24 protein-coding genes are annotated in these 23,291 nt (G+C 65.3%); 15 read left to right on the forward strand and 9 right to left on the reverse strand.

The genetic code is table 11. The features are described from left to right. Window positions 1-229 precede the first annotated feature (229 nt). The 3 genes from QOZ99_RS16775 to QOZ99_RS16785 all read right to left on the reverse strand — a co-directional run bounded on the left by QOZ99_RS16775 (window position 230) and on the right by QOZ99_RS16785 (window position 2,178). A complete protein-coding gene (locus QOZ99_RS16775) occupies window positions 230-655 on the reverse strand; it encodes a hypothetical protein (protein WP_306891153.1) in 426 nt (141 codons plus the stop codon). A gap of 10 nt (window positions 656-665) precedes the next feature. Continuing rightward, window positions 666-920 (reverse strand): type II toxin-antitoxin system prevent-host-death family antitoxin, encoded by a 255-nt coding sequence (locus tag QOZ99_RS16780; protein WP_306891154.1) that lies wholly within the window; start codon window positions 918-920, stop codon window positions 666-668. A gap of 580 nt (window positions 921-1,500) precedes the next feature. Continuing rightward, window positions 1,501-2,178 carry a response regulator transcription factor gene (locus tag QOZ99_RS16785; RefSeq protein WP_306891155.1) on the reverse strand — a complete coding sequence of 226 codons (678 nt, stop codon included), beginning with the start codon at window positions 2,176-2,178 and terminating at the stop codon, window positions 1,501-1,503. A gap of 159 nt (window positions 2,179-2,337) precedes the next feature. On the opposite strand from QOZ99_RS16785, the gene pdxR reads away from it, so the two are divergent. From pdxR to QOZ99_RS16815, 6 genes are all read left to right on the forward strand, one after another. After that, window positions 2,338-3,744, forward strand: a complete 1,407-nt coding sequence (pdxR, locus tag QOZ99_RS16790) for a MocR-like pyridoxine biosynthesis transcription factor PdxR (RefSeq protein WP_306891156.1) — start codon at window positions 2,338-2,340, stop codon at window positions 3,742-3,744. A gap of 417 nt (window positions 3,745-4,161) precedes the next feature. Beyond that, window positions 4,162-4,590, forward strand: a complete 429-nt coding sequence (locus tag QOZ99_RS16795) for a response regulator transcription factor (RefSeq protein WP_306891157.1) — start codon at window positions 4,162-4,164, stop codon at window positions 4,588-4,590. Beyond that, complete coding sequence (locus QOZ99_RS16800; protein WP_306891158.1) at window positions 4,587-6,218, forward strand: PAS domain-containing sensor histidine kinase; 1,632 nt, start codon at window positions 4,587-4,589, stop codon at window positions 6,216-6,218. The genes QOZ99_RS16795 and QOZ99_RS16800 overlap by 4 nt, the downstream gene beginning before the upstream one ends. After that, window positions 6,211-7,059, forward strand: coding sequence for a histidine kinase dimerization/phospho-acceptor domain-containing protein (locus QOZ99_RS16805; RefSeq protein ID WP_306891159.1), 849 nt, complete (start codon window positions 6,211-6,213; stop codon window positions 7,057-7,059). Before QOZ99_RS16800 ends, QOZ99_RS16805 begins: the two co-directional genes overlap by 8 nt. A 205-nt stretch (window positions 7,060-7,264) precedes the next feature. Next, window positions 7,265-8,092 carry a cysteine hydrolase family protein gene (locus QOZ99_RS16810; RefSeq protein ID WP_306891160.1) on the forward strand — a complete coding sequence of 276 codons (828 nt, stop codon included), beginning with the start codon at window positions 7,265-7,267 and terminating at the stop codon, window positions 8,090-8,092. A 10-nt stretch (window positions 8,093-8,102) separates the two neighbouring features. Further along, the gene (locus QOZ99_RS16815; RefSeq protein ID WP_306891161.1) at window positions 8,103-9,146 is read left to right on the forward strand and encodes an alpha/beta fold hydrolase; all 1,044 of its coding nucleotides are present in this window, start codon (window positions 8,103-8,105) and stop codon (window positions 9,144-9,146) included. A gap of 22 nt (window positions 9,147-9,168) precedes the next feature. Here QOZ99_RS16815 and QOZ99_RS16820 read toward each other — a convergent pair whose 3' ends face one another. Continuing rightward, the gene (locus QOZ99_RS16820) at window positions 9,169-10,005 is read right to left on the reverse strand and encodes an SDR family oxidoreductase (RefSeq protein ID WP_306891162.1); all 837 of its coding nucleotides are present in this window, start codon (window positions 10,003-10,005) and stop codon (window positions 9,169-9,171) included. Window positions 10,006-10,150: 145 nt separating this feature from the next. Between QOZ99_RS16820 and maiA the strand changes: the two genes are divergently transcribed. From maiA to QOZ99_RS16840, 4 genes are all read left to right on the forward strand, one after another. Then, window positions 10,151-10,804, forward strand: a complete 654-nt coding sequence (maiA, locus tag QOZ99_RS16825) for a maleylacetoacetate isomerase (RefSeq protein WP_306891163.1) — start codon at window positions 10,151-10,153, stop codon at window positions 10,802-10,804. After that, on the forward strand, window positions 10,801-11,691 hold the full coding sequence (locus QOZ99_RS16830; protein WP_306891164.1) for a LysR substrate-binding domain-containing protein: 891 nt from the start codon (window positions 10,801-10,803) through the stop codon (window positions 11,689-11,691). The genes maiA and QOZ99_RS16830 overlap by 4 nt, the downstream gene beginning before the upstream one ends. A 654-nt stretch (window positions 11,692-12,345) precedes the next feature. Next, complete coding sequence (locus tag QOZ99_RS16835) at window positions 12,346-13,182, forward strand: alpha/beta fold hydrolase (protein WP_306891236.1); 837 nt, start codon at window positions 12,346-12,348, stop codon at window positions 13,180-13,182. 116 nt (window positions 13,183-13,298) lie between these two features. Continuing rightward, the gene (locus QOZ99_RS16840; protein WP_306891237.1) at window positions 13,299-13,763 is read left to right on the forward strand and encodes a carboxymuconolactone decarboxylase family protein; all 465 of its coding nucleotides are present in this window, start codon (window positions 13,299-13,301) and stop codon (window positions 13,761-13,763) included. A 173-nt stretch (window positions 13,764-13,936) separates the two neighbouring features. Here QOZ99_RS16840 and QOZ99_RS16845 read toward each other — a convergent pair whose 3' ends face one another. Beyond that, entirely contained in the window at window positions 13,937-14,395 is a 459-nt protein-coding gene (locus tag QOZ99_RS16845; RefSeq protein ID WP_306891165.1) for a cupin domain-containing protein, read from the reverse strand. Between the two features lie 51 nt (window positions 14,396-14,446). Next, the gene (locus QOZ99_RS16850) at window positions 14,447-15,199 is read right to left on the reverse strand and encodes an SDR family oxidoreductase (RefSeq protein ID WP_306891166.1); all 753 of its coding nucleotides are present in this window, start codon (window positions 15,197-15,199) and stop codon (window positions 14,447-14,449) included. A gap of 208 nt (window positions 15,200-15,407) precedes the next feature. Between QOZ99_RS16850 and QOZ99_RS16855 the strand changes: the two genes are divergently transcribed. After that, window positions 15,408-15,875 (forward strand): RrF2 family transcriptional regulator, encoded by a 468-nt coding sequence (locus tag QOZ99_RS16855; RefSeq protein ID WP_306891167.1) that lies wholly within the window; start codon window positions 15,408-15,410, stop codon window positions 15,873-15,875. 23 nt (window positions 15,876-15,898) lie between these two features. On the opposite strand, the gene hmpA is transcribed toward QOZ99_RS16855, so the two are convergent. Together hmpA and QOZ99_RS16865 are read right to left on the reverse strand one after the other, a co-directional pair. Then, window positions 15,899-17,113 (reverse strand): NO-inducible flavohemoprotein, encoded by a 1,215-nt coding sequence (gene hmpA / locus QOZ99_RS16860; protein WP_306891168.1) that lies wholly within the window; start codon window positions 17,111-17,113, stop codon window positions 15,899-15,901. A 23-nt stretch (window positions 17,114-17,136) separates the two neighbouring features. Then, a complete protein-coding gene (locus QOZ99_RS16865; RefSeq protein ID WP_306891169.1) occupies window positions 17,137-17,820 on the reverse strand; it encodes a TehB-like domain-containing protein in 684 nt (227 codons plus the stop codon). Window positions 17,821-17,968: 148 nt separating this feature from the next. Here QOZ99_RS16865 and QOZ99_RS16870 point away from each other — a divergent pair, with 148 nt between their 5' ends. Continuing rightward, window positions 17,969-18,523: a DUF4269 domain-containing protein gene (locus QOZ99_RS16870; protein WP_306891170.1), complete on the forward strand. Its 555-nt coding sequence runs from the start codon at window positions 17,969-17,971 to the stop codon at window positions 18,521-18,523. Window positions 18,524-18,999: 476 nt separating this feature from the next. On the opposite strand, the gene QOZ99_RS16875 is transcribed toward QOZ99_RS16870, so the two are convergent. Next, window positions 19,000-19,887 carry an alpha/beta fold hydrolase gene (locus tag QOZ99_RS16875; RefSeq protein WP_370876876.1) on the reverse strand — a complete coding sequence of 296 codons (888 nt, stop codon included), beginning with the start codon at window positions 19,885-19,887 and terminating at the stop codon, window positions 19,000-19,002. A 244-nt stretch (window positions 19,888-20,131) separates the two neighbouring features. On the opposite strand from QOZ99_RS16875, the gene QOZ99_RS16880 reads away from it, so the two are divergent. The 3 genes from QOZ99_RS16880 (at window position 20,132) to QOZ99_RS16890 (ending at window position 23,285) form a co-directional block, all read left to right on the forward strand. Continuing rightward, on the forward strand, window positions 20,132-21,067 hold the full coding sequence (locus QOZ99_RS16880) for a LysR family transcriptional regulator (RefSeq protein ID WP_306891172.1): 936 nt from the start codon (window positions 20,132-20,134) through the stop codon (window positions 21,065-21,067). Between the two features lie 226 nt (window positions 21,068-21,293). Further along, complete coding sequence (locus QOZ99_RS16885) at window positions 21,294-21,935, forward strand: pyridoxamine 5'-phosphate oxidase family protein (protein ID WP_306891173.1); 642 nt, start codon at window positions 21,294-21,296, stop codon at window positions 21,933-21,935. A gap of 102 nt (window positions 21,936-22,037) precedes the next feature. Beyond that, on the forward strand, window positions 22,038-23,285 hold the full coding sequence (locus QOZ99_RS16890) for a Zn-dependent hydrolase (protein WP_306891174.1): 1,248 nt from the start codon (window positions 22,038-22,040) through the stop codon (window positions 23,283-23,285). The last annotated feature ends 6 nt before the right edge of the window (window positions 23,286-23,291 follow it).

Below are 23,291 nucleotides of genomic sequence, written 5' to 3' on the forward strand. Positions count from 1 at the left end.
GCTATGATCGTTGCGCCCACACCTTCTTCTCAGCCATCTGCATCGCCGCTACCGTCATCTTCTGGCTCGGTAATCAATGAGTCCTGAGCCTAGATGACCGCGGCCCTCGCCAGCATGCTCATGGCGGAGGCGAAGCTGATCTTCGATCGAGGCTTCCCGCTGATGATCTGAGGAATAGCGGGCATAGGGCGCGACGCGGGTCATCGACCTTCCTGTCGTGTCTCCATGGTCAGCGGCGGACGGCACCACTTTTCTTCGCTCGTGCCAGTTCGATGAAGCTGGTCTTGATCTTCGCGAACAGCCCTGGCGGGATGAATCCGTAGCTGAACTCGCCCGGCTTGCCAGGAACCGGCGACAGCCCGCCATTCGGCCATTCGTCAATATTGTGCTCCGATACGATCACCCAACTCGGCTCGCTGTCGAGGCCGATAGCCTCTTTCACCGTCGCCGGAATCTCGATCCGCACCGTATCTCCGGACGGCGGCGTATGGGTGATCGGCAGCAGCACGACATAGCGAGGACGCACAAGGGAATCGGTCGCGGCAATGAGGCAGGTCGGGCGATCCTTGCCTTGATCGCGGCCGGCAGCGGCCTCGTGCGTCCAGAGATGATCATAGCGGAGGATGAGGCCGGGTTTTGGCTCGGGAAACGCCACGCCGAGCGCCTTACTTCAACAGGTCGTTCAGCTGCGCGTGCTCGGCGTCCATCTCCGCGCGCTCCACCGCGTCGATCACCACATCGATGGCATCGGCCGTGCGGTGGCTCCGCTGCGCGGCGGCCCGAAGCCAGTCATAATGGTCAGCCGACATCAGCACGAACTCGCGGCGTCCGTGCCGCGTGATCTCCACCGGCTCGCGCTGGGCCTGATGCTGGAACTCGCCGAACTTGCGCTGGAATTCGAGGGCGCCGACTCTCGCCATGGCGGGCATCCTTTCAGATCGAATGCCAGAATTATACGTATAATTTGTCTATCAGCAAAGCTGGAATCACACCTCCTCACCCGTCGACCGTTTCCTCCGCCCCATTGCATCCGAGAAACCCGAACCGGAAAGGCCCGGGAACGACCGAAGACCGATCCGAGCGCACGGGAAAGCCCCTGACGACGGCCGTGCGGCGCATAGGACGCCATCACGTACAAACAGGATGCCTTGACTGAGAGGTTACAGGCGCCTCAGCGAAAGCAAGGGCGCCGAATGCGCGGTTCCTGTCCCGAATGAGCGGCTTGTCAATCTGTCCCTCACGGTGCGTCTGCCTGCACTGCTACGAACGGATTGCGCATGCGGGAACAGACGCCACTTCTCTGCGCGACCTGTCGGCGAAGCTTGACGCGCTGATTGTTATCGGAGCTGATGGCGCCGAGGGGCGACAATTCCCGTGGCCGCACGGCGGCGCATCCGCAGGGATGTTGCACCATTGCTGCCGTTGTAGCGGCACGATGCAACCGGCTTCATTGCTTGACGCAGCGCTCGCGATGCCTGCGCAGCAAGCGCGAGCGCGTGGCTAAGACGCCAGCTTCTTGGTGTCGGCGGGAAGCATCTCCCAAAGCCGTATCAACTCGCCCACCGAACGGCTGCGCAATTTGCGCATCATATTGCCCCTATGCAGTTTCACCGTAATGAGGCTGATACCGAGATCGAACGCGATCTGCTTGTTCAGGCGGCCCGCGACCACGTGGTGAAACACCTGACGCTCCCGCTGGGTCAATTGGGCGAGCAGCGATTGGCTCAGGCGAACCTCGTCCCGACGATCGCGATGGCTCCGGTCGAGGGTAATGGCCTGACCGACCGCGTCGAGCAGCGCCTGATCACGAAACGGCTTGGTGAAAAAATCGACCGCCCCTGCCTTCATTGCCTGCACGGTCATGGGTATGTCGGCGAAGGCCGTGAGAAAGACGATCGGCTTCGAAATGCCGTCGTTCAGCAGTTGCCGTTGAAAGTCCAGCCCGCTAAGCCCCGGCATTCGGACATCGAGAAGCAGACACCCCGGCCGGTCGGGCATGCCCCGGCTCAACAGTTCAAGGGTCGACCCGAAGGCCATCGACTCCAGATCGACAGACTGCAGAAGCTCCGTGAGCGCATCGCGCATGTGGCCGTCGTCGTCCACCACAAGGACAAGCGGGCGGTCGGGCGCCGACGCCACTCCACGGGCACGCGAAAGCGGAGGATGAAGCTGATTCATGTCGGTCATCCCGCCAAGATGCGATCGGTTTCCAGTTGCGGTCGCCCCAAAATGTGGAAATCTTCGGCGACGACACTGCGCTTCCGTCGCCTGACAGGATGGCGAACTTCCCGTCACGGGAAAGCACCGAGAACGATCCCAATCACTGTACCAGGGCCCATGACCGACCCGCTTTCAATTGCTCTGGATCGTTCCGCGAGGACATCGCTTGCCGAGCAGATCCGCAGCGCCGTTGCGACCGCTATCGAGAACGGCGTGCTCGCTCCCGGCGCGCGCCTGCCCTCGTGGATTGACCTCGCCACCCAGCTGGGCGTCGCCCGGGGCACGGTTCGCGCCGCCTACGAAAAGCTGCTCGACGCGCAACTAGTCGTGGCTTCAACGGCGAACGGAACCCGCGTCGCCGAGCGGCCGCCGGACGCGTCGACAAGGACGGAATCGCCGGCCTCGCGCCCATTCATGATGATGTACCGGGAGCTGGCGGCCGGAAACATGATCTTCAAGATGGGCGTTCCCGCTCACGAGTGTTTTCCGGCCAAGCTGTTCTCGCGCATCCGCGCGCGATCGATCCGCGCCGAAGCGGGCCTGACGGCCAGCCATCCCGACCGGCAGGGCGAGCCTGGGCTGAGACGCGAGATCGCCGCCCATCTTGCGCTTGCGCGCGGCCTCAAATGCTCACCATCCCAGGTGTTCATTACCGCGGGCTTTGCTGCCGGACTCGGCCTCACCCTGCTGGCGCTGGGCCTTGAGGGACGCAAGGCATGGATGGAGGATCCCGGCTTTCCGCTGACACGCCGCGCCCTGGAGATCGGCCGGCTCTCGCTGGTTCCCGTTCCAGTCGATGATGAGGGGATCGACGTCGATTACGGCATCGCACAGGCGCCCGACGCGGCCCTCGCTCTGCTCACGCCCGGGCAGCAGGCGCCGCTGGGCACGACGTTGTCGCTGTCGCGGCGGTTGAAGCTGCTGGAGTGGACCGAAAGCAGCGGCGCCTTTATCATCGAGGATGACTATCTGAGCGAACTTCAGCTCAAGAACCGCGCCGCTCCGGCCCTCGCCTCGCTCGACCGCGCGGGCCGGGTCATCCATATGGGCTCGTTCAGCAAGACCCTGACGCCCAATCTGCGCCTCGGCTTCATCGTCGTGCCGCCGGAACTGATTGCCCGGTTCGCGGACTGCGCAACCTGCCTGGCGCCGGCGCCCGGCACAGCCGTCCAGCTTGCCATGACGGAATTCATGCGTGAGGGCCACTACATGCGGCACCTGCGGCGCACGAAGCGCGTCTACAGCGCGCGCGGCGCGGCACTGCTCGACGCCTTCGCCCGACGCGGCCGACCGATCGAGATAGGAGGTCTTGCCGCCCTGCTGCCCCTGCCGATCGACGTCGACGATATCAGGATCGCGCGCGAAGCCCTCAAATTCGGCCTGGCGCCGGTTCCTCTTTCTCCCTGGAGGATGCTGCCCTCGACGACGACCTCCGGGCTCCTTCTCGGCATCGCGACCACACCGACCGAGCATCTGGATGCCGCCTGCGACCGCATGATCGAGATCATCGAACGGCTCTCCTGAGCAAGCAGGGTCGCCTGCACCCGGCTTCTCGTCGTCGCCGATGACAATCGGAAAATGCGAATGGCACTCGACGAGCTCATGCTCTCGGTGGGGATTCAATGCGAAGGCCACGCCTCCACGCCGAGGCGATGTCAAATGGGCTTCCCGATCGTCCCGGTTGCCTCATTCTTGACTGCGCATGCCGGGGCTCAGCGGACTCGATCTGCAGAATCAGCTCGCGGCAAGGGTGTTACCAAGCCGCTCGTGCTCCTCGCTGCCGATGCCGATGTGCCGATGACCGTCCGAGCCATGAAGACGGGCGCGGTGCACTTCTTCACGAAGCCCTTGAGGCCCTAGACCATGGTATGGTTACGTGCGGGTGCTTTTCGCGCGACTGGTGGTGATGTGCCTGTGTCACCCGTTGCGGGAGCGGAGACCGTGTCCGATGTCCCCCTTCTCGCCGTGATCGAGGACGATGACGCCGTTCGCGAAGCGATGAGCGAGCTTCTTGGCGTTCTGGGCTATTGCACCCGCCTCTACTCATCCGCCGAACAATTCCTCATGGCACGCGATCGGCAGGCCTTTGCCTGCATCATCACCGACCTGAGGCTGCCCGGGCTCGACGGGCTGCAGCTCCATTCCGAAATGCTGGCCCGTGGCGACGCTGTCCCGTTCATTCTCGTCACCTCCTACATCACCCGCCCGGTGGCCGCGCGGGCCCTCCAGGCCGGCGTGCGCGCCATCCTGCTGAAACCGATTTCCGCCGCAGCGATCATCCGCGAGCTCACCGCGATCCTCGGCGACGGCAATGAAGCGGGCGTGCAATGCGACGCCACGGGCGCGCGGGGCGGAGAGATCCCGCCATGAGCCAGCCGAATGTCCCCGGCGTGGGAGAACTGGCGGATTTCGCCTCCGAGAGCCTTGTCGCCTGCGACCTTGATGGCCGGGTGACCTACTGGAACCCGGCCTCGCAGGGCCTCTACGGCTGGTCGGCGGCGCAGATGCTTGGCCGCAGGCTCGCGGAACTGGCCGGTGATGCCCGTCGTCATGGGGAAGACTGGGCCGCGCTGCTGGAGACGGGAAGCTGGGAAGGCGCCCTCACCCGCGTCACCGCCTCAGGCGCTCAGGTCGACATATGGGCGCGCCGCGTTCTGCGCCGCGATAGCCGCGGGCAGTTGCGTGACATCGTGGAGATCGGCAGCAGCGCCGCGCCGGTTCGCACCGGCCCGCCCGAAGGGCTGGCCCGCGAACACGGCAACGGACAGCTCATCCGGCACATGCCGGCCGCGCTCTGGCAGGTCGATTCGCGAAACGCGGGCGCCGCCTTCCAGGCTCTGCGCGCGCAGGGCGTGAGCGATATCTCCGCCTATCTCGACGCCCATCCCGAGCTGATCGAGCACGCCAAGGATGTCGTGCTGGTAAATGACGCCAACCTCGCGGCGGCCGCGCTGTTCCGGTGTGCCGCGCGCGAGGACCTCATCAGGCCGGTCCGCTATCTCTTCGCCGGCACCCCGGACATGGCGAAGCGGGTGATGATCAGCCATTTCAACGGTGATCGCAGCTACCGGGAACAGGCACAGATCATCACCTTCGACGGCCGGGTACGCGACGTGATCTTTTCCGTCACCTATCCCACCCTGTCGGAGATTCAGGACAATACCTTCATCCTCATCGAGGATATTACCGAGCGTCGGCGAACCGAAGTCCAACTGCGCCGCATGCAGGCCGATTACAGTCACGCCGCGCGCATCTCGACGCTGGGCGAACTGGCCACGTCGATCGCGCATGAAATCAAGCAGCCGCTCGCCGCCATCATCACCAATGCCGAGACCGGACTGCGCTGGCTGGCCAAGGAGCCGCCGAACCTTGAGAAGCTGGCGCAGCTCACCACCCGCGTCGCGGAGAATGCCCGCCATGCGAACGAGATCCTGCAGCGTATCCGCAACATGGCCACCAAGCACGAGCCTTCGCGGGCCCGGCTGCGCCTGGAGGACGTGATCCTTGAGGCGACGCTGTTCGTGCGGCACGACATCGAAACACGCTCGATCGACCTCGCGCTGGATATCGCCCCGGACCTGCCGCCGATCTGCGGCGATCGCATCGAACTGCAGCAGGTCTTCGTGAACCTGCTGGTGAACGCCATCCAGGCGGTCGCCCCGCTCCCGCTCGACAGGCGCCGCGTGGCCGTGCATGCCGCGCTCGATAGCCGCGACGTCGTGTCGGTGCGGGTGAGCGACACCGGGCCGGGCATCCCGGCGGAGAACCTGCGGCGCCTGTTCGAGGGCTTCTTCACCACCAAGGAGGGCGGCTTGGGCATGGGGCTGGCGATCTGCCACACGCTCATCGAGGCGCATGCCGGCACCATCTCCGGCGCCAATCGCGACGGGCCCGGCGCCGTGTTCGAGGTGCGCCTGCCGGTGTCATGCGGCGAGGAAGAAGACCGGGAGCACATCGCACCGACATCCGTTGATGCCAGCCGGCAAGCCAATGGCTGAAGTCGATTGGAATGACATGCTGCGCCAGTTCGTCGATCGATCGGCAGCGGATCCGTCAGGCGACAGACAGCAAACGCACATGATGGCCCGCGCGCCTCTTATCGAGCAGATGCCCATCGCGCTCTGGCAGGTCGATGCCCGCCCGCCCGGCGCGATCTTCGCGCGATTGCGCGAGATGGGCATCAGCGACCTCGCCGCCTATCTGCAGGATCGGCCGGAACTCATCGATCTTGCCGCGTCCACCGTCAGGGTTCTGCATGCCAATTGGGCCGCGATGGAGCTGACCAGGGCTCCGGATCGGGCATGGCTGATGGAATCGGTGAAGCCGATCTTTGCCGAGAGCCGGGATGCCGCCGGACGCCTGATGTGCGCCCGGTATGCCGGCGCGCTCAGCCATCTCGACCAGTTCACCTTGCGCCGCTTCGATGGGACATGCGTCGAGGTCCTGCTCCTTGTCACCTATCCGGCTCCCCCGGAGCTCCTCGACAACACCTTTCTGATTGCGCTGGATGTCACCGAGCAGCGGCGCGCCGGCTCCGGGCTTTCAGGGGAACAGGACGACCGGAAAGAACTGGCCAGCTTGCTCGTGCATGAAATCCGGCAACCACTCGGGGCGATTTCCGCCTACGGACAGGCCCTGATCCGCTGGCTCGACCGGCCGGACTTCGATCGCGAACGCGCCCAGAGCATCCTGCGTCGCATCGTCGAGAGCACGGAGATCGCGAACGAGGTGGTGGCAAAGGTCCAGTTGATCGCCTCTCAGCCGCCCGAAGCAAAGGGAATCATCGAAGCCGGCGCGGCGATCCGCGCAGCCTTGAAGCGTCTTTCGACTGATTTATGATGGCTCGTGCAAAACACCAACGTCAATGCGGACCGACGGAGCACGATTGATCAGATAAGCCGATCGGCAGTGAGGTATATATGAACCTACACCCGCGTATGGTTGCTCGCGATCGCCTACCGCCATTTTATGGTCAGGAGAGGTAATCGGCATAGAACGTTCCGAAAACCTCCGGTTTTATTTTTCAATGAACGGAGACGGTACGATGTGCCCTTCATCATTTGTTTCGGGTCGACGCCGATTTCTTTCATCGATGGCCGGTGCTGCAGCCGGTGTCGCAGCGACGGCCATAGCGGCCCGGGGGGCGGTCGCTCAGCCGGCCAATTACGCCGACCCCGCCAGATACGCCGATCCGGCCACTCCGGCCCTGCCCGCCTCTTCCATGGTGCTGGACTCCAGGCGAGCCGCCCTCGTCGTCATCGATCCGCAGATCGACTTCATGAGTCCCACCGGCAAGGCGTGGCCGGCCGTCGGTGAGAGCGTGACCGAGAACAATGTCGTGCCGAACCTTCACAGGCTGTTCCAGGCAGCCAAGGCCGCCGGCATCGTCGTCGCGATATCACCGCACTATTACTACGAATGGGACCACAACTGGAAGGTCCAGGGCCCTCTGGAACTCTTCCAGCACGATATCGGCATTTTCGATCGCAAGGGACCTTACGATCTCAGCGATTTCCGCAATTCCGGGGCGGACTTTCTGCCGGAATTCAAGCCGTACATCGAGGACGGCAAGACCATCATCGCCTCGCCGCACAAGCTCTATGGTCCGCAGGCGAATGATCTGCCGCTGCAGCTGCGAAAGCAGCGTGTCGATCAGATCGTTCTCGCCGGCATGCTGGCGAATATGTGCGTCGAATCGCACCTGCGCGAATTTCTCGAACAGGGCTTCGAAGTTGCCGTCGTCCGCGATGCCGTCGCCGCCCCCAAGATCCCCGAAGGGGATGGCTATCTCGCCGCCCTGATCAATTTCCGCTACATGGCCAATGGTCTCTGGACGACGGACGACACCGTCAAGCGTCTCAAGGCCGGTTGAGGCGCCCTCCATGGAACAGGAGCGGACAACCTCACCAGACGGACCGATCCGTTCCGTCGACCGGCAGCGTCGCCAGCTTCTCGGCGGCGCCGCCATCGGGCTCGGGCTTGGCGGACTTGCAACACTGAGCCTGGGGGGAGCGGACGCCACCTTCGCCGCCGATAGCGGGCTGAGGCAGATCGATGCGGGCCAGTTGCGCGTCGGCTATGCCGAATTCGGCCCGGCCTATGGGCAGCCTGTCCTCCTCCTTCACGGCTGGCCCTATGACATCCATACCTATGATGACGCGGCCGGTTTGCTCGCGAGGGCGGGTTATCGTGTGATCGTGCCCTATCTCAGAGGCTATGGCACGACGCGGTTCCTCTCCGACGCCACGCCGCGCAACGGCCAGCAATCGGTTCTTGCCGTCGATGCCATCGCCCTTCTCGATTCATTGGGCATCGAGCGCGCCATCATCGGCGGCTGCGACTGGGGGGCGCGGACGGCCAACGTGATCGCCGCGCTGTGGCCGCAGCGCTGCACGGCCATGGTCTCGGTCAGCGGTTATCTGATCGGGAGTCAGGAGCGTGGACGTATCCCGCTGCCGCCAAAGGCCGAACTGCAATGGTGGTATCAATACTATTTCGCGACCGAGCGCGGCGAGGCAGGTTATCGGATGCACACGCGCGATTTCGCGCGACTGATCTGGCAGCTCGCCTCGCCGAAATGGTCGTTCGACGAAGCGACGTTCGAGCGCTCGGCCCAGGCACTCGAAAACCCGGATCACGTCGCCGTCGCGGTCCATAATTACCGCTGGCGGCTCGGGTTGGTACCGGGCAACGAACGACTGGAGCCGCTCGAAACCCGGCTGGCAAGCTTCCCCGACATTGCGGTGCCGACCATCACTCTGGAGGGCGACGCCAATGGAGCACCGCACCCGGAACCGGCCAGCTATCGGGCGAAGTTCACCGGCCCCTATCAGCATCGGGATATCTCGGGCGGGATCGGCCACAACCTGCCGCAGGAAGCCCCGGCAGCCTTCGCTCAAGCGATCATCGATGCCGCGAAGCTCTGAAGGAGGGTCCGCGTTAGGACGATCAGGAATGATCGAGGCCGAGAGCCTCGCGCATGAAGGCGCGATATGCGTCTTCAGAGGTCTCGCGCCGCGCGGCGACCATCGGTTTGATATCCTCGGTTGCGACATAGCGCAGGCGATTTGTGCGATCGAGCGTCGCTTCGACGATGACCTCCGCCACCTCCTCCGACGTGGCGCGCCCCCGCGACTGGCGCAGGCGATCGAACAGGGCATGTGCGCTGTCAAGGAAGGGCTGATAGTCGGCAATGCTGCCGGCCGCCCCAGCCTCGCTGGCACTTCGCTCACCGAAGCGCGTGGTCGTCACGCCACCCGGCTCGACGATCTTCACGCGAATGCCGAGATCTGCGAGTTCATAGGCGAGAGATTCAGAAAATCCCTCCAGAGCGAATTTGGAGGCGCAGTAGAGCGAGATCATCGGCAGGGCGAACACGCCCGCACCGGAACTCACATTCACGATCACCCCGTCGCGGTTGGCGCGGAAATGCGGCAGCAAAGCCCGCGTCACGTCCATGGCGCCGAACAGGTTCACGTCGAACTGCTCCTGGATCTTCTCGCGCGATGTCGTCTCGAACAGGCCAAACAGCCCGAAGCCGGCATTGTTCACAAGCGCGTCGATACGGCCGAACCGCTCGATACCCGCGGCAACAGCCGTGTCGATGCTGGCGCGATCCTGCACGTCGAGGCGCGTGACGAGAATGCCGGGCTCGCGTGCAAGCCCCTGCACATCCTCCGGCCGGCGTGCGGTGGCGACCACGTTCCATCCCTTGCCGGCGAAAGCGCGCGCAGCGGCGGCGCCAAAACCCGACGAGCAGCCAGTGATCAGAACGGTCGATGTCATGGGGGGATTCTCCTGGTCAATACTGGCGCGGATATGGGAGCGGCGCCTGACGCGACAAGTTGGACAAGTCCGAACGGATTGATGCGATGATCCGGACAATCCGCGCCGGCGCGCAAGGCCATCGGAAGCGCGCGGCTCACGGCACATGAAACTTCGCCTCTACACACATCCCGAGAGTTCGGCAGGACAGCGGGTGCAGATCGCGCTCAATCTCAAGCAGCTGCCCTTTGAGTGCATCGCGGCGGCTTCGATCGACGCCCGGTCCTATCAGCGGATGAATCCGCAAGGGCTCATGCCGGTATTGGAAATCGACGGACGCCCGTTCGCCCAGTCACTGGCGATCATGGAATTGCTTGAGGAACTGATCCCCGAGCCGGCGCTATTGCCGCGCGATCCGCTTTTGCGTGCGCAAGTGCGTTCCTTCGCGCAACTCATCGCCTCCGATCTGCATCCGTTGAACAACCGGCGTGTCCGCGGCTACATCGCGGAGCATTTCGAGGCCGACGAGATCCGGCAGGACAATTGGTACCGACACTGGGTGAAACAGGCTTTCGTCAGCCTCGAAGCGGATCTGGCGCGGCGGCCGGTCGCATGGAATTTCTGCTTCGCCGACATGCCCGGCATGGCCGATGCCTGCCTCATCCCGCAGATGCAGAAGGCCCGCGATTTTGGATGCGACCTCTCCTCCTACCGCCTTCTGAACGCCGTTGATGCCGCATGCCGGGAGCGGGAGGCGTTCCAGGTCGCGAAAGTGCCGTTCGCCTCTGCCGAGGGCACAAAGGAGAAGGTCGGGCCATGATCGACTTGCGCCTGAGCGAGTTGGAGGCGCTACGCGAAGTCGCCGCCCATCGCAGCTTTCGCGCGGCGGCCCGGCACATGGGCGTCGCGGCCTCCTCGCTGAGCCACACGATCGCCAGTCTGGAGGCCAGGCTCGGCGTCAGGCTGTTCAATCGCACGACACGCAGCGTCGCGCTCAGCGAGGCCGGCGAGCTTTTTCTCGGCCAGGTCGGGCCTTGCCTGAGCGGGATTGCCACCTCGGTCGAGGCCATCGCCCGCTTTCGCGACGAGCCGAGCGGACAGGTGAAGATCAACAGTTCCGTCGCCGGTGCCCAGCGCATCCTGCCGCTGGTGAAGGGCTTTCTTGAAGCCCATCCGCAGATCACCCTCATTCTCACGAGTGAGGACAAGCTGGTCGACATCGTGGCTTCCGGCTTCGATGCCGGGCTCAGGCTGCGCAGCGCCGTGCCGCGTGACATGGTGGCGATACCTGTCGGCGGATCGCGCTCCTTCGCGCTCGTGGCGTCGCCGGATTATGTCGCCCGACGTGGTTCGCCCATGGTACCGGAGCAACTCACCGGCCATGAATGCATCCGGGTCCAGTTTCCCAGCGGCGCCCTTCACCGCTGGAGTTTCGAAGCCGATGGCGAGGAGAGTCGCCTCGATCCGCCCGGCCGCCTTATCGTTGGCGATGTCTCAACCGCACTCCAGGCCGCCCTCGGTGGTTTTGGCCTCGCCTTCATTCCCGAGGATCTCGCGCGCCCCTCCCTGGGACGCGGCGACCTGATCCGACTGATGGAAAAATGGACGCCGCCTTTTGAGGGGCTGTGCCTGTTCTATCCGCCGCAACGCTTCATGTCGCCGGCGCTGCGGGCCTTCATCGACCATGTCCGGTCGAGCCGGGGATAATGAGCCCAGCCTCCCGTGGCAGAACCCCACCATCTCCTTCAGCACCCTCGGCAGCATTGTTGCGGGGCGAATGCCGTCAGTCGCGATGAAACGGCCGGGCCCCCTCAACAATAATAAAGCGATCCGTCTCCCTTTACGCGGGCGTGTTCGAACACGTTGCTGGCGCGTTCCGTACAATCCGGTGCCTGCCGCTTCCGTGTGACGTCGATCCGCCTCTGTACTCACGGCAGAACAACGCACCTTGTCCCTTGCCAGAAAACGCCTGAACCTTGGGATAGGCTGAACTAATCTCTCACATGATCGACCCCGTCGAGGCCTCGCAGTAACCTGCAAGGGTGAGGGATGGGACTGTCAGCGCGAATGGGCGCATCGGTCCGACGGCTCTCGCAGCGCCTGCGCGACGTGCCGAACATGACGCGGACCCGGATGCCTGCGCGCCCGGCCCCGGAGCCGCGCGCGCGCCGTCGATCCACGCATGCCGACAGATCAACCGAGGAAGGCACGATGACGGATCCTGTGAACATTTCCCACCTCGACAGGCGGGCCGTGCTCGTCGCCGGCGGCGGCCTCGCGGCGGCGATCGCGCTGCCCTCGGGCCTCGGTTTCGGCCTGTCTTCCGCCATTGCAGCCACACATCCCGAAAGGACGGACACCATGGGCTACGTCACCACCAAGGACGGCGTCGAGATCTTCTACAAGGACTGGGGTCCGAAGGACGCGCAGCCGATCATGTTCCATCACGGCTGGCCGCTGTCGGCGGACGACTGGGACACGCAGATGCTGTTCTTCGTGCAGAACGGCTACCGCGTGGTCGCCCATGATCGTCGCGGCCACGGCCGCTCGGCGCAGGTGTCGGACGGGCACGACATGGATCATTACGCGGCCGACGCGCTGGCCGTGGTCGAGCATCTTGATCTGCGGAACGCGGTGCATATCGGCCACTCCACCGGCGGCGGCGAGGCGACCCGCTACGTGGCGCGCCACGGCCAGCCGCAAGGGCGCGTTGCCAAGCTCATCATCGTCGGCGCCGTGCCGCCCATCATGGTGAAGACGCCGGCCAATCCGGGCGGGCTGCCCATCGAGGTATTCGACGGGTTCCGCAAGGCGCTCGCCGCCAATCGCGCGCAGAACTACATCGATATCCCCGCCGGGCCGTTCTACGGCTTCAACCGTCCGGGCGTTGAGACCATCCCCGGCGTCGTCGACAATTGGTGGCGCCAGGGCATGATGGGCAGCGCGAAAGCCCATTATGACGGCGTCAAGGCGTTCTCGGAAACCGATTTCACCGAGGATCTCAAGAGCATCTCGGTCCCGACCTTCGTCGTGCATGGCGATGACGACCAGATCGTGCCGATCGCTGACTCCGCGCTGCTGTCGGTCAAGCTGCTGAAGAACGGCACGCTGAAGGTCTACGAGAAATTCCCCCACGGCATGCTCACCACGCATGCCGATGTGCTCAACCCGGACCTGCTGGCCTTCATCAAGGGCTGAGCGAACGACGCCCGCCCTCAGCACACGGCGTCCGTTTCCGCGGCTCCCGCGCCCATGCGCGGGAGCCGTCGTTCCTCTTCCAAGCCGCTTATTCTCCAATGAGGACGAACATGGACATCACCCCCCGTATCGCAGACTGGTACAAGCTGGCCCCGGCGGTCATGAAAGGCCTGATCGCGGCGGAGACGGCGCTGGGCGCCAGCGACCTCGGCGCCAATCTCATCGAACTGGTCAAGCTGCGTGCGTCGCAGATAAACGGATGCGCCTATTGCATCCACCTGCACGCGACGACGGCGCGCAAGCTCGGTGAATCCGAAATGCGGGTCGTCATGCTGGATGGCTGGCGCGAATCGCCGCTCTACACGGCCCGCGAACGCGCCGCGCTGGCCTGGACCGAAGCGGTGACGCGGGTGATCGAGACCCATGCCCCCAACGATGTCTATGAAGAGTTGAAGGTCCACTTCACGGAGGCCCAGCAGGTGCATCTCACCTTGGCCATCGGCGTCATCAATCTGTGGAACCGCATGGGCATCAGCCTGCGCGCGAGCCACCCGGTGGATACGGCCCAGAACGCAGCCTGAGCCGGGCCCCGAAGGCAGAAGAGCCGCCCCGCGCTCGAACGACAGGAACCGGCCGGGGGATCCGGCCGGTTCCTGTTTCCGTGTGACGGGTTCGTCGTCGGTACCCGGAACCCGCCCGGCGCGCACCTCACGCTTGGACGCGCACCCATGCCGGCACGAGAGGAAGCCTGCGCCTATTGCGGATCGGGAATGGTCAGCGGATTGTCGTCGGTGTCGACGACGAAAACCGCCAGAATCTTGGCCGGCGCCGTCGTGCTGGCATTGGCGCTCACGCCATGATGGTCGCCCGGCAGTTCGGTCCAATGCTCGCCGACCTCGTACTCCGTCTCGGGCCCGTCATTCACCTTGCTGCGCACGCGGCCCTCAAGCACCGTCGCATAGATGATGGCGGACCTGGCATGAGTGTGGGAGGGCGAATAGCCGCCCGGCCCATACTCGACCAGCACGCCCTTGAGGCTCTTGCCCGGAAGGTCCGGCAGCGGATGCTGGTAGACCACCGTCACGGTGGCGTCCTTCGATCCGGGCAGCCGAACCGTATTGGCCGCCTCCGTGCCATGGGCGGCGGCGGGGGTCGTGCCCATCGGCATCGATGTCATCATCGAAGCCAGCGCGACGCCGATCAGCGTTCTCATATCGCTCTCCTTTTTCCAGACATCTGGCGGCAGCTTCACGTGGACGCAGCTTCACGTCGCGGGATGCCGGCGGACCCATTCGGCCAGGCCGATTTTCCCCAGCCGCGCCTCCCCGGTCGGCACCAGCGAGTATTCCTCGACGCGCCCGCCGAAATAGCCGGCGTCGTGATCGGTCACCACCGGGCGGCGGTCGCCGATCAGGCCGAGATAGTCGCGAATGATCTGGTCGAACGGCGCCCGTTCCGGGCCGGCGATCTCGACGATGCCGTTGCGCGGCGGCGCCAGCGCGACTTCCGCCACCAGAATGGCCACGTCGTCGGCCGCGATGGGCTGGAACAGGCCGGTGGCGATGGGGATGACGCCGTCCCTCTCGCTGCCGTCGGCAATGGCGCCGAGAAACTCCAGGAACTGCGTGGCCCGCACGATGGTATAGGCAATGCCGGAGGCGGCGATGGCCTCCTCCTGCGCGACCTTGGCGAGGAAATAGCCATTGCCCGGCATGCGGTCGGTTCCCACGACCGACAGCGCCACGTGATGCTTGACGCCGGCCCGCCGCTCGCCGGCAAGCAGATTGGCCTCATGCGCCTCGAAGAAGGCGAGGACAGCGGATGCTTCGAAGGAGGGCGAATTGACGAGATCGATCACGACCTCCGCCCCCACCAGCACCGTGTCCAGCCCTTCGCCGGTCAGTGTGTTGACACCCGTGCTCGGCGCGGCCGCCAGCGCATCGTGCCCCGCCGCACGCAAAAGGGCGATGGTCTTCGAGCCGATCAGGCCCGTTCCGCCGACAACGACGATCTTCATGGCTCATTCTCCCGTGTGCAGGCGAGACTAGCGGCCGGGTGCGGCGTCACAATCAGACCTTGAGTTGCGAATTTTGCCGGCGGGGTTATGTCGACCTAGACCTTGATCCAGGGTGCCGCCGGCGGGCGGGCGGGCGTCGCGCACCCACGCGCCTTAATAATATGTATATTCAATCTATATTTTAGCGCGCGCGGCCGGAAACACGATCATGAAGCTCACGCAGTTTTCCGATTTTGCGCTGCGCCTGCTGATGTTTGCCGCCGCGCACCCGGATCGGCTCATCACCATCGAGGAGGCCGCCAACGTCTATGGCGTGTCCCGCACGCATCTGATGAAAGTTGCCAACCAGTTGACCCGGCACGGCTTCCTCACAGCGGTGCGCGGGCGCAGCGGCGGCCTGAGGCTCGCCCGCGCGCCCCAGGAGATTGGGCTGGGCGCCATCATCCGCGCGATGGAGCCTGATTTCGCCATGGTGGAATGTTTTGCGACGGGAAATCGCTGCGTCCTCACGCCGTGCTGCCGGCTGACGGGGGTGGTCGGCGAAGCGCTGGCGGCATTCCTCGCGGTGTTCGATCGGCACACGCTGGCCGACATCCTGCTGAAGCCGGAGGATTTCGGGCTCGCCATCCCCTCGCCCCGATCCACCCCGCGGCCCTCGGGGGCGGCGCGCTCCTGACATCCGGCGCGCCGCCAGGGGGTTCAGGCCGCGAGCAATTCGTCAGCCGGACCGAAAAACTCGTAATGCAGCCGATCCGGCGCGACCCCGGCCTGCGACAGGTCGCGCACCAGCTTGCGCAGGAAGGGCTTGGGCCCGCACAGGTAGAAGTCGCTGGCGGTGAAAGGGGTATTCCGCTCAAGCCAGTTCACCGAGATGAAGCCCTCATGGTCGTGGGAACAGCCGATCGCGTCGGTCGGGCCGGGCTCGCTGTAGAAGGTCGAAACCGCCGTGCGGCCGTGCTGGCGGGCCAGCGTGCGCACATGCCGGTCCATGGCATGCGTCGAACTGTTGAGCGCACCATGCACATAATGGGCTTCGACATCGGGATAGCTGGTGGCGATGGCCTCCAGCATGCTCACCATCGGCGTCAGGCCGACCCCGGCGGAGAGCAGCACGACGGGACGCGCGGGCTCGTCCGGCAGGAAGAAATCGCCCGCCGGCGGGGTGGCGTCGAGCACGTCGCCGATCTTCACCTCGTCATGCAGGAAGCGTGATCCCCCCTGCCCCGCCGCCTCGCGCTTGACGCAGATGCGGTAGCGGACATCATTGGGCGCGCAGGAAATCGAATAGTTCCGCTTGGCCTGCGCCCCGCCCGGCAGAGGGAGCCGGAAGGTCAGGTACTGGCCGGGACGGTGGCGGATGACGGCGCCGCCATCGGCGGGTTCCAGCACGAGGGAGGCGACGACCTCGCTCTCGCGCGTCTTCTGCGCGACGCGGAAGCGCCGCCAGCCGTTCCAGCCCCCCGCGCGCGCCTCGATGTCCGTGCGAATGTCCAGTTCCCGCGCCTTCAGCACGTCGGCGAGGAACCAGTAGGCCTCGCCCCAGGCGGCAAGGATGTCCGGCGTCGCGGCGTCGCCAAGCACGTCGGCGATGGCGTCGAGCAGGGCGGTCGCGACAAAGGGGTAATGCTCGGGCAGGATGTGATAGCCGATATGCTTGTGCGCGATGCGTTCGACCACGGGCGTCAGCGCGCCGAGATTGTCGATATTGCGCGCGTAAGCGAGGATCGCCGCGGCCAGCGCATGAACCTGCGAGCCGCCCTCTCCCTGATTGGCATGGTTGAACAGGTCGCGAATGGGCGCATCGCGGAACAGGCGGGCATACATCGCCCTGGTGATGGCAGGACCGTGATCGGCCAGGGCGGGAACGGTGGCCTTGACGAGCGCGATGGTGGTCTCGCTGAGAGACGACGGCATGGAAGGCTCCTCTTGAATGGTCGTCAGGACGAAAGCCCGACCGGATCGCGATCGTAGAATTCGACCTGCAGGCGAACCGATCCGGTGAGGGAGAGATGATGGGGCTGCCCGGGGCGGATCAGCCCCGGCGTGGCGCTGTCCAGTGTCAGGGGCTGCCGCGCGTCGTCCGGCCAGTAGCGGATCGTGCCGTCGAGAACGCGGATGATTCCCCAGACCCCGGCCTTGGTGGCGTGGTCGCGCAGCAGCGCCGGCGGGATCGTGGTCTCGTCGAAGGCCGGCGAGACGCGATAGGGCTCCAGTCGCTCGTCGGCTTCCGGGCGATAAATCGGGGCAGGAATGGCTTTGGGCCCATGCATGGCGAGCGACAGCCGTTCGGCGATCCGCGCCGCCTTCACCTGCATTGGCCGGGCGATGGCGGGATCGAGCATGTCGTCGGTGGTCTGGCGCCAGATATCGAGCCAGCGCTCGAACATGAAGGGGCGGATCTCGGCCGAGTGCAGGACATGCATGGCGACCGGATTGCCCTTGTAGCGGGCGCTGGTGAGCATGACCGACGACCAGAATTCCTCCAGCCGCACCAGATGCTCGCCCCAGTCGGCGACGATGCCCTCGAAGACCGGGCCGAGATGCCGGTCCTGGCGAACCCGCTGGTAGAACAGCGCCAGCAGGCGAGCGATCCCGGCGTCATCGAGTTCAGAGGATGGCATGACGCCCTCCAATTGATTCATTCAATAGTCATCTTTTAGGCCGCCAAAAGAAGTATTGTAAATACATCTTTTCACGTAGGCTCAATTGCCGCATGCCGTCGCCGACCGTTCGGCAACGCGGCGGCCTCTGGCGCGAAACGTTCCTGCAATGACCTATCTCGATGCGCTCCACGCCAGTCAGGCCCTGCAATGGCTCGCGGCGTTTGATCCGCATGTCGCGGGCACGCTGCCGCTCGGTGTGGCGGTCGCCGGCAGCGATATCGACATCCTGTGCCATGCGCCCGATCCGGACCTCTTCGGACAGGTAGCGTGGCGCCATTTCGCGCAGGAGCGGGCTTTCTCCCTGCACCAGTGGACCCACGGCGAGCGCGCGGTCATCGCCCGCTTCGACAGCCATGGCTGGCCATTCGAGATCTTCGGATCGAGACGCCCCGTGCGCGAGCAGGTGGGCTGGCGGCATTTCGAGGTGGAAGAGCGCCTGCTCGCTCTCGGCGGCGAGACGTTCCGCGCCGCCATACGCGTCCTGCGGGGCGACGGCCTGAAGACCGAGCCCGCCTTCGCCCGCGCCCTTGGTCTGGACGGCGACCCCTATGCGGCGCTGCTGGCGCTGCACGCACGGGACGATGCGGAATTGCTCAAGAGGATCGATCACAGCCGCCGCGATACCGCGGCCTCAAAGGCAGAGACGGCGCGCACGCCCTGACCGCAGGTTGCACTCAGCTACCGTTTCGCGTCAGTCTTGCCGGGGCGAATCCGACCCGTCCACGAAGCGCCCTCCGCCGGAGCGCGCTTCGCGCTGGGTCATTACGGGCCGGGCCTCGGGACGATGCTCGCCGCCATCATCGCCGCCCATCACGCTGGGCTTGCCGATGGGACCGACCTGAACATGCGCATGGCTGGGGCGGCCAGGCTCGTTCCGGCCAATTGGTCCACCCTGACCGGCCGCTACCGGACGCTGCCTCGCTGAAGCCGAGCGTTCCGCCACCGACGGGAGGAAGCCGGCGCTGGCGCCCGGGCTGTTCAGCCTCACCGTCAGTTCCTGCGCCAGCCCACGCTCCCCTCGCGGGAGCGTGGGTCGAATTCCCCGGCGTAGAGCCGGGCCGGAGGGGTCTGTGATCGCTCCCCACCGGGAGGCCGGCACGTAAACCTGCGTGCCTCGCGCTTCCCCGAAGGCCGGCGCTAGGCGCCGGCGACCTTGCGGTCGAGGAAATCGTGGATGAGGGGGAAGACGTCGTCGGCCTTGTCCTCCAGCACGAAATGACCGGTGTCCAGCAGGTGGAACTCGAGGTTGTTCAGGTCCCGCTTGTAGGGATGCGCGCCGGGCTCGGGGAAGATGAAGTCGTTCCTGCCCCAGACGAGGAGCGCCGGCGGCTGCTTGTCGCGGAGCCAGGCCTGCACCTCGGGGTAAAGTGGAAGATTGGTGCGGTAGTCGTACAGCATGTCCAGCTGGATGTCGGCATTGCCCGAACGGTCGAGCAACGGCTGGTCGTGCGTCCAGTTGTCCGGGGAAATCCGCGTCTTGTCGGACACGCCGTCGGTATACTGGAAGATGGTCGTCTCCAGCGTGAGCAGACCGAGCAGCTTGTCGCGGCTTTCCTTCGCGCCATCGGCCCAGTAGACCTTGATGGGGTCCCAGAATTCCTTCAGACCCTCCTCATAGGCGTTGCCGTTCTGGATGATCAGGCCGGTAATCGCGTCCGGGTGCTTCAGCGCCAGCCGCCAGCCGACGGGCGCGCCGTAATCCATCACATACATGGCATAGCGGGCGATACCGAGCTGGCTCAGCAAGCCATCCACCAGTTCGCCGAACCGGTCGAACGTGTAGGCGAACGTCGCGCGGTCGGGCGCCTCGCTCTGGCCATAGCCGGGATAGTCCGGCGCGATGACATGATAGCGGTCCGCCAGATAGGGGATCAGGTTGCGGAACATGTGCGAGGAGGTCGGGAACCCGTGCAGAAGCAGCACGACCGGGCCGTCCTTCGGGCCAGCCTCGCGATAGAAGATCTTCACACCGTCGACCGTTGCCGTGTGGTGATGCGTCACGGGATATACCGATGTCGGGCTCATGGCCGCCTCTCGCGAATGGCTGGAATTCAATAAAAGCTGAGTACCGGCGCCGCCGGACAATGGGCACCCGAGACCGCCACGGCCAATCCCGGGAGCGTGCCCAAGGGTTCATTTGCCATGAACTCCTGGGAACCCCCAAGTCGGCTATATGTGTATTTATCGAGTACGAAGCTATATCATCGCGAGACTCTCGGTAATTCAATAAATCCGAGAAGATTGATTGTCGATTCTGGGAAGATGGCCGGTGGACAAGCTCAACGCGATGGTGGTCCTGCTCAAGGTCGTCGAGGCCGGCACCCTGTCGGCCGCCGCCAAGCAGATGGACGTGCCCCTGGCCACGGTGAGCCGGCGGATCGCCGAGCTGGAGGCGCATCTGAAGACCCGCATGCTCAACCGGTCGAGCCGTCATCTCAGCCTGACGGAGGCGGGACGGCTCTATGTGGAAGCGTGCCGGCGCATCCTCGAACAGGTCGAGGAAGCGGAGCGCGCCGCCATGGGCGTTCACAGCCACCCGAAGGGCCGCCTGACCATCACGGCGCCGATCGTGTTCGGGCGTCTCCACATGATGCCGATCATCGCCGGCTTTCTCGACCAGTATCCCGACATCGATGTGAAGCTGATCCTCGCCGATCGCCTGCTGGACCTGCTGGAATCGGATGTGGATGTCGCCTTGCGGATCGGAGATCTGGGCGAAAGCTCCCTGATCGCCTCCAATGTCGGATCGATGCGCCGCGTGACCTGCGCCAGTCCATCCTATCTCGCGGCCCATGGCCGGCCACGGCAGCCGGAAGACCTGCAGAACCATGTCTGCGTCACCTTCGACAATCTGGCCTCGCCCGAAGCCTGGCGCTTTTCCGCGCGCGGCGGCGATAGGGTCGTGCCGGTGCATTCGCGGCTGACGGTGACGACGGCGGAAGCAGCCATCGCCGGTGCCGTCGCCGGGTTGGGGCTCACCCGGCTGCTCCATTACCAGATCACCGAGGCCCGGCGCGCCGGGCAGCTCGAAATCGTCCTGGAGGATCATGAACTGCCCGCCTGGCCGGTGAGCCTCGTCTATGCCGGCCAGCAGATGCTGCCCCGGAAATTGCGGGCCTTTCTCGATTTCGCCGCCCCCCGGCTGCGCGAGCGGCTGCGGGAGGAGACCGCGACCTTTGAAACGGAGGCCAGTTCCGCCATATGAGCGGAGAGCCGGCGCGCCTTCCAGTTCCTGGAAGGTTGGTTTCCAGTCGCAAGGGTTATGCCGTGGGCGAAAAAGCAGCATCATTCTGCACCGGGCAAAACCGGTGCGGGTGGCGCTCCTCGTCCAGCCGGCTTTCGCGGCCCTGCATCGCCGTCCCCGCAGGCCCGATCCTCATGCGGGGCGGCAACAGGAGCGGCCCGGTCCACGGGGCGCAGGGTGGTTCGTCATGACCTATGGTTTCCTCGACATTGCCGTGACGCCCAGCGTTCGCGCGGTGCAGGCGGAGATGGGGGTGGACCATCTCTGGCAGGACTTCAAGGGCGAGCGCACGTCCGATCGCTTTACCGAAAACGAAGCGATGTTCATCGCCGCGCGCGACAGTTTCTACATGGCGAGCGTCTCCGAAACCGGCTGGCCCTATGTCCAGCATCGCGGGGGACCGCGCGGCTTCCTGAAGCTGGTCGACGAGCGCACGCTGGCTTTTGCCGACTACCGGGGCAATCTCCAGTATATCAGCGCCGGAAATCTGGCGGCGGACAGCCGGGCCTGCCTGTTCCTCATGGATTATACCCGGCGCGCGCGCCTCAAGATCTATGCCCATGTCGAGATCCTGTCGCTCGATGCCGACCCGGCGCTGACGGAACGCATCAGCCCGCAGCCCTACCGGGCCAAGCTGGAGCGGATCTTCCGGCTGCGGCTGGACGCCTTCGACTGGAATTGTCCCCAGCACATCACCCCGCGCTTCACCGAGACGGAAATCGCCGAGGCGGTGCGTCCGCTTCGCGAGCGGCTGTCGGCGCTCGAAGCCGAGAATGCCACGCTGCGCGCCCGCCTCGGCGGCAGGGAGACGGACGGCGAGACCGCCTGAATCACCCGCGCCCTGCGCGCTCCCTGTGTGCGCGGCACCCGGCCGGTTGCGCGCGGCGGGCAGCTATAGTCTCCTCATCGCCCAAGGTTTGAGGAGACGATCATGGCGGCCCCGAGCGGCAACTGGCGCACCGATGGCACGCGGCTGTGGGACAGCCTGATGAGGATGGCGCAGATCGGCCCGGGCCTGCGCGGGGGCAATAACCGACAGACCCTGACCGATGCCGATGGTGAGGGGCGGCTTCTGTTTCAGCACTGGTGCGAGGCGGCGGGGCTGACCGTGGGCATTGACGCCATGGGCACCATGTTCGCCCGGCGCGAGGGCACCGACCCGGACGCCCTGCCGGTCCTGATCGGCTCGCATCTCGACACCCAGCCGACCGGCGGGCGGTTCGACGGCGTGCTGGGCGTGCTCGGCGCGCTGGAAGTGGTGCGCACCCTCAACGATCTCGGCATCCGCACCAGGCACCCGGTCGAGGTGGTGAACTGGACCAATGAGGAAGGCGCCCGCTTCCCCCCCGCCATGGTGGCCTCCGCCGTCTATGCCGGGGTGATGAGCCTGGAAGCGGCCTATGCCACGCGCGACAGCGAGGGCAAGACGCTCGGCGCCGAGCTGGAACGCATCGGCTTCAAGGGGGAGGAGCCGGCAGGCGCGCGCAAGGCGCATGCCTATTTCGAGCTGCATATCGAGCAGGGGCCGATCCTGGAGGCGGAGGGTCTCGACATCGGCGTCGTCACCCACGGCCAGGGCACGCGCTGGCTGGAGGTGACGCTCACCGGGCGCGAGGCGCATACCGGCTCGACGCCGATGCCGCGCCGGCTGAATGCCGGGCTCGGCGCCGCCCGCATCATCGAACTGGTGGACGAAGTGGCGTGGAAGTACGCGCCGCTGGCGGTCGGCACGGTCGGGCAGATCGATGTCCATCCCAATTCGCGCAACATCATTGCCGGCAGGGCGGTGTTCACCATCGACATCCGCCACCCCGAGCTTGCCGTGCTCGAATGGATGGCGGCGGAGATCCGCGCCGGCGCGGCGGCGATCGCGGAGCGGATGGGGCTCGGCATCGCCATTGCCGAGGTCAATGCCTTCGATCCCGTGACCTTCGATCCCGTTCTCGTGGGGCGCGTGCGCGCCGCAGCCGAGGCGCTCGGCTATGCCCATCGCGACATGGTCTCCGGCGCCGGGCACGATGCTTGCTGGGTCAACAAGGTCGCGCCCGCCGCCATGATCTTCTGCCCCTGCGTGGACGGGCTGAGCCACAATGAGGACGAGGCGATCACGCCGGAATGGGCGAAGGCCGGCGCCGACGTGCTGCTGCACGCGGTGCTGGAAACGGCGCAGATCGCCTAATTCAGG

The sequence above is a fragment of the Ancylobacter amanitiformis genome, from assembly GCF_030814815.1.
Taxonomy (GTDB): domain Bacteria; phylum Pseudomonadota; class Alphaproteobacteria; order Rhizobiales; family Xanthobacteraceae; genus Ancylobacter; species Ancylobacter amanitiformis.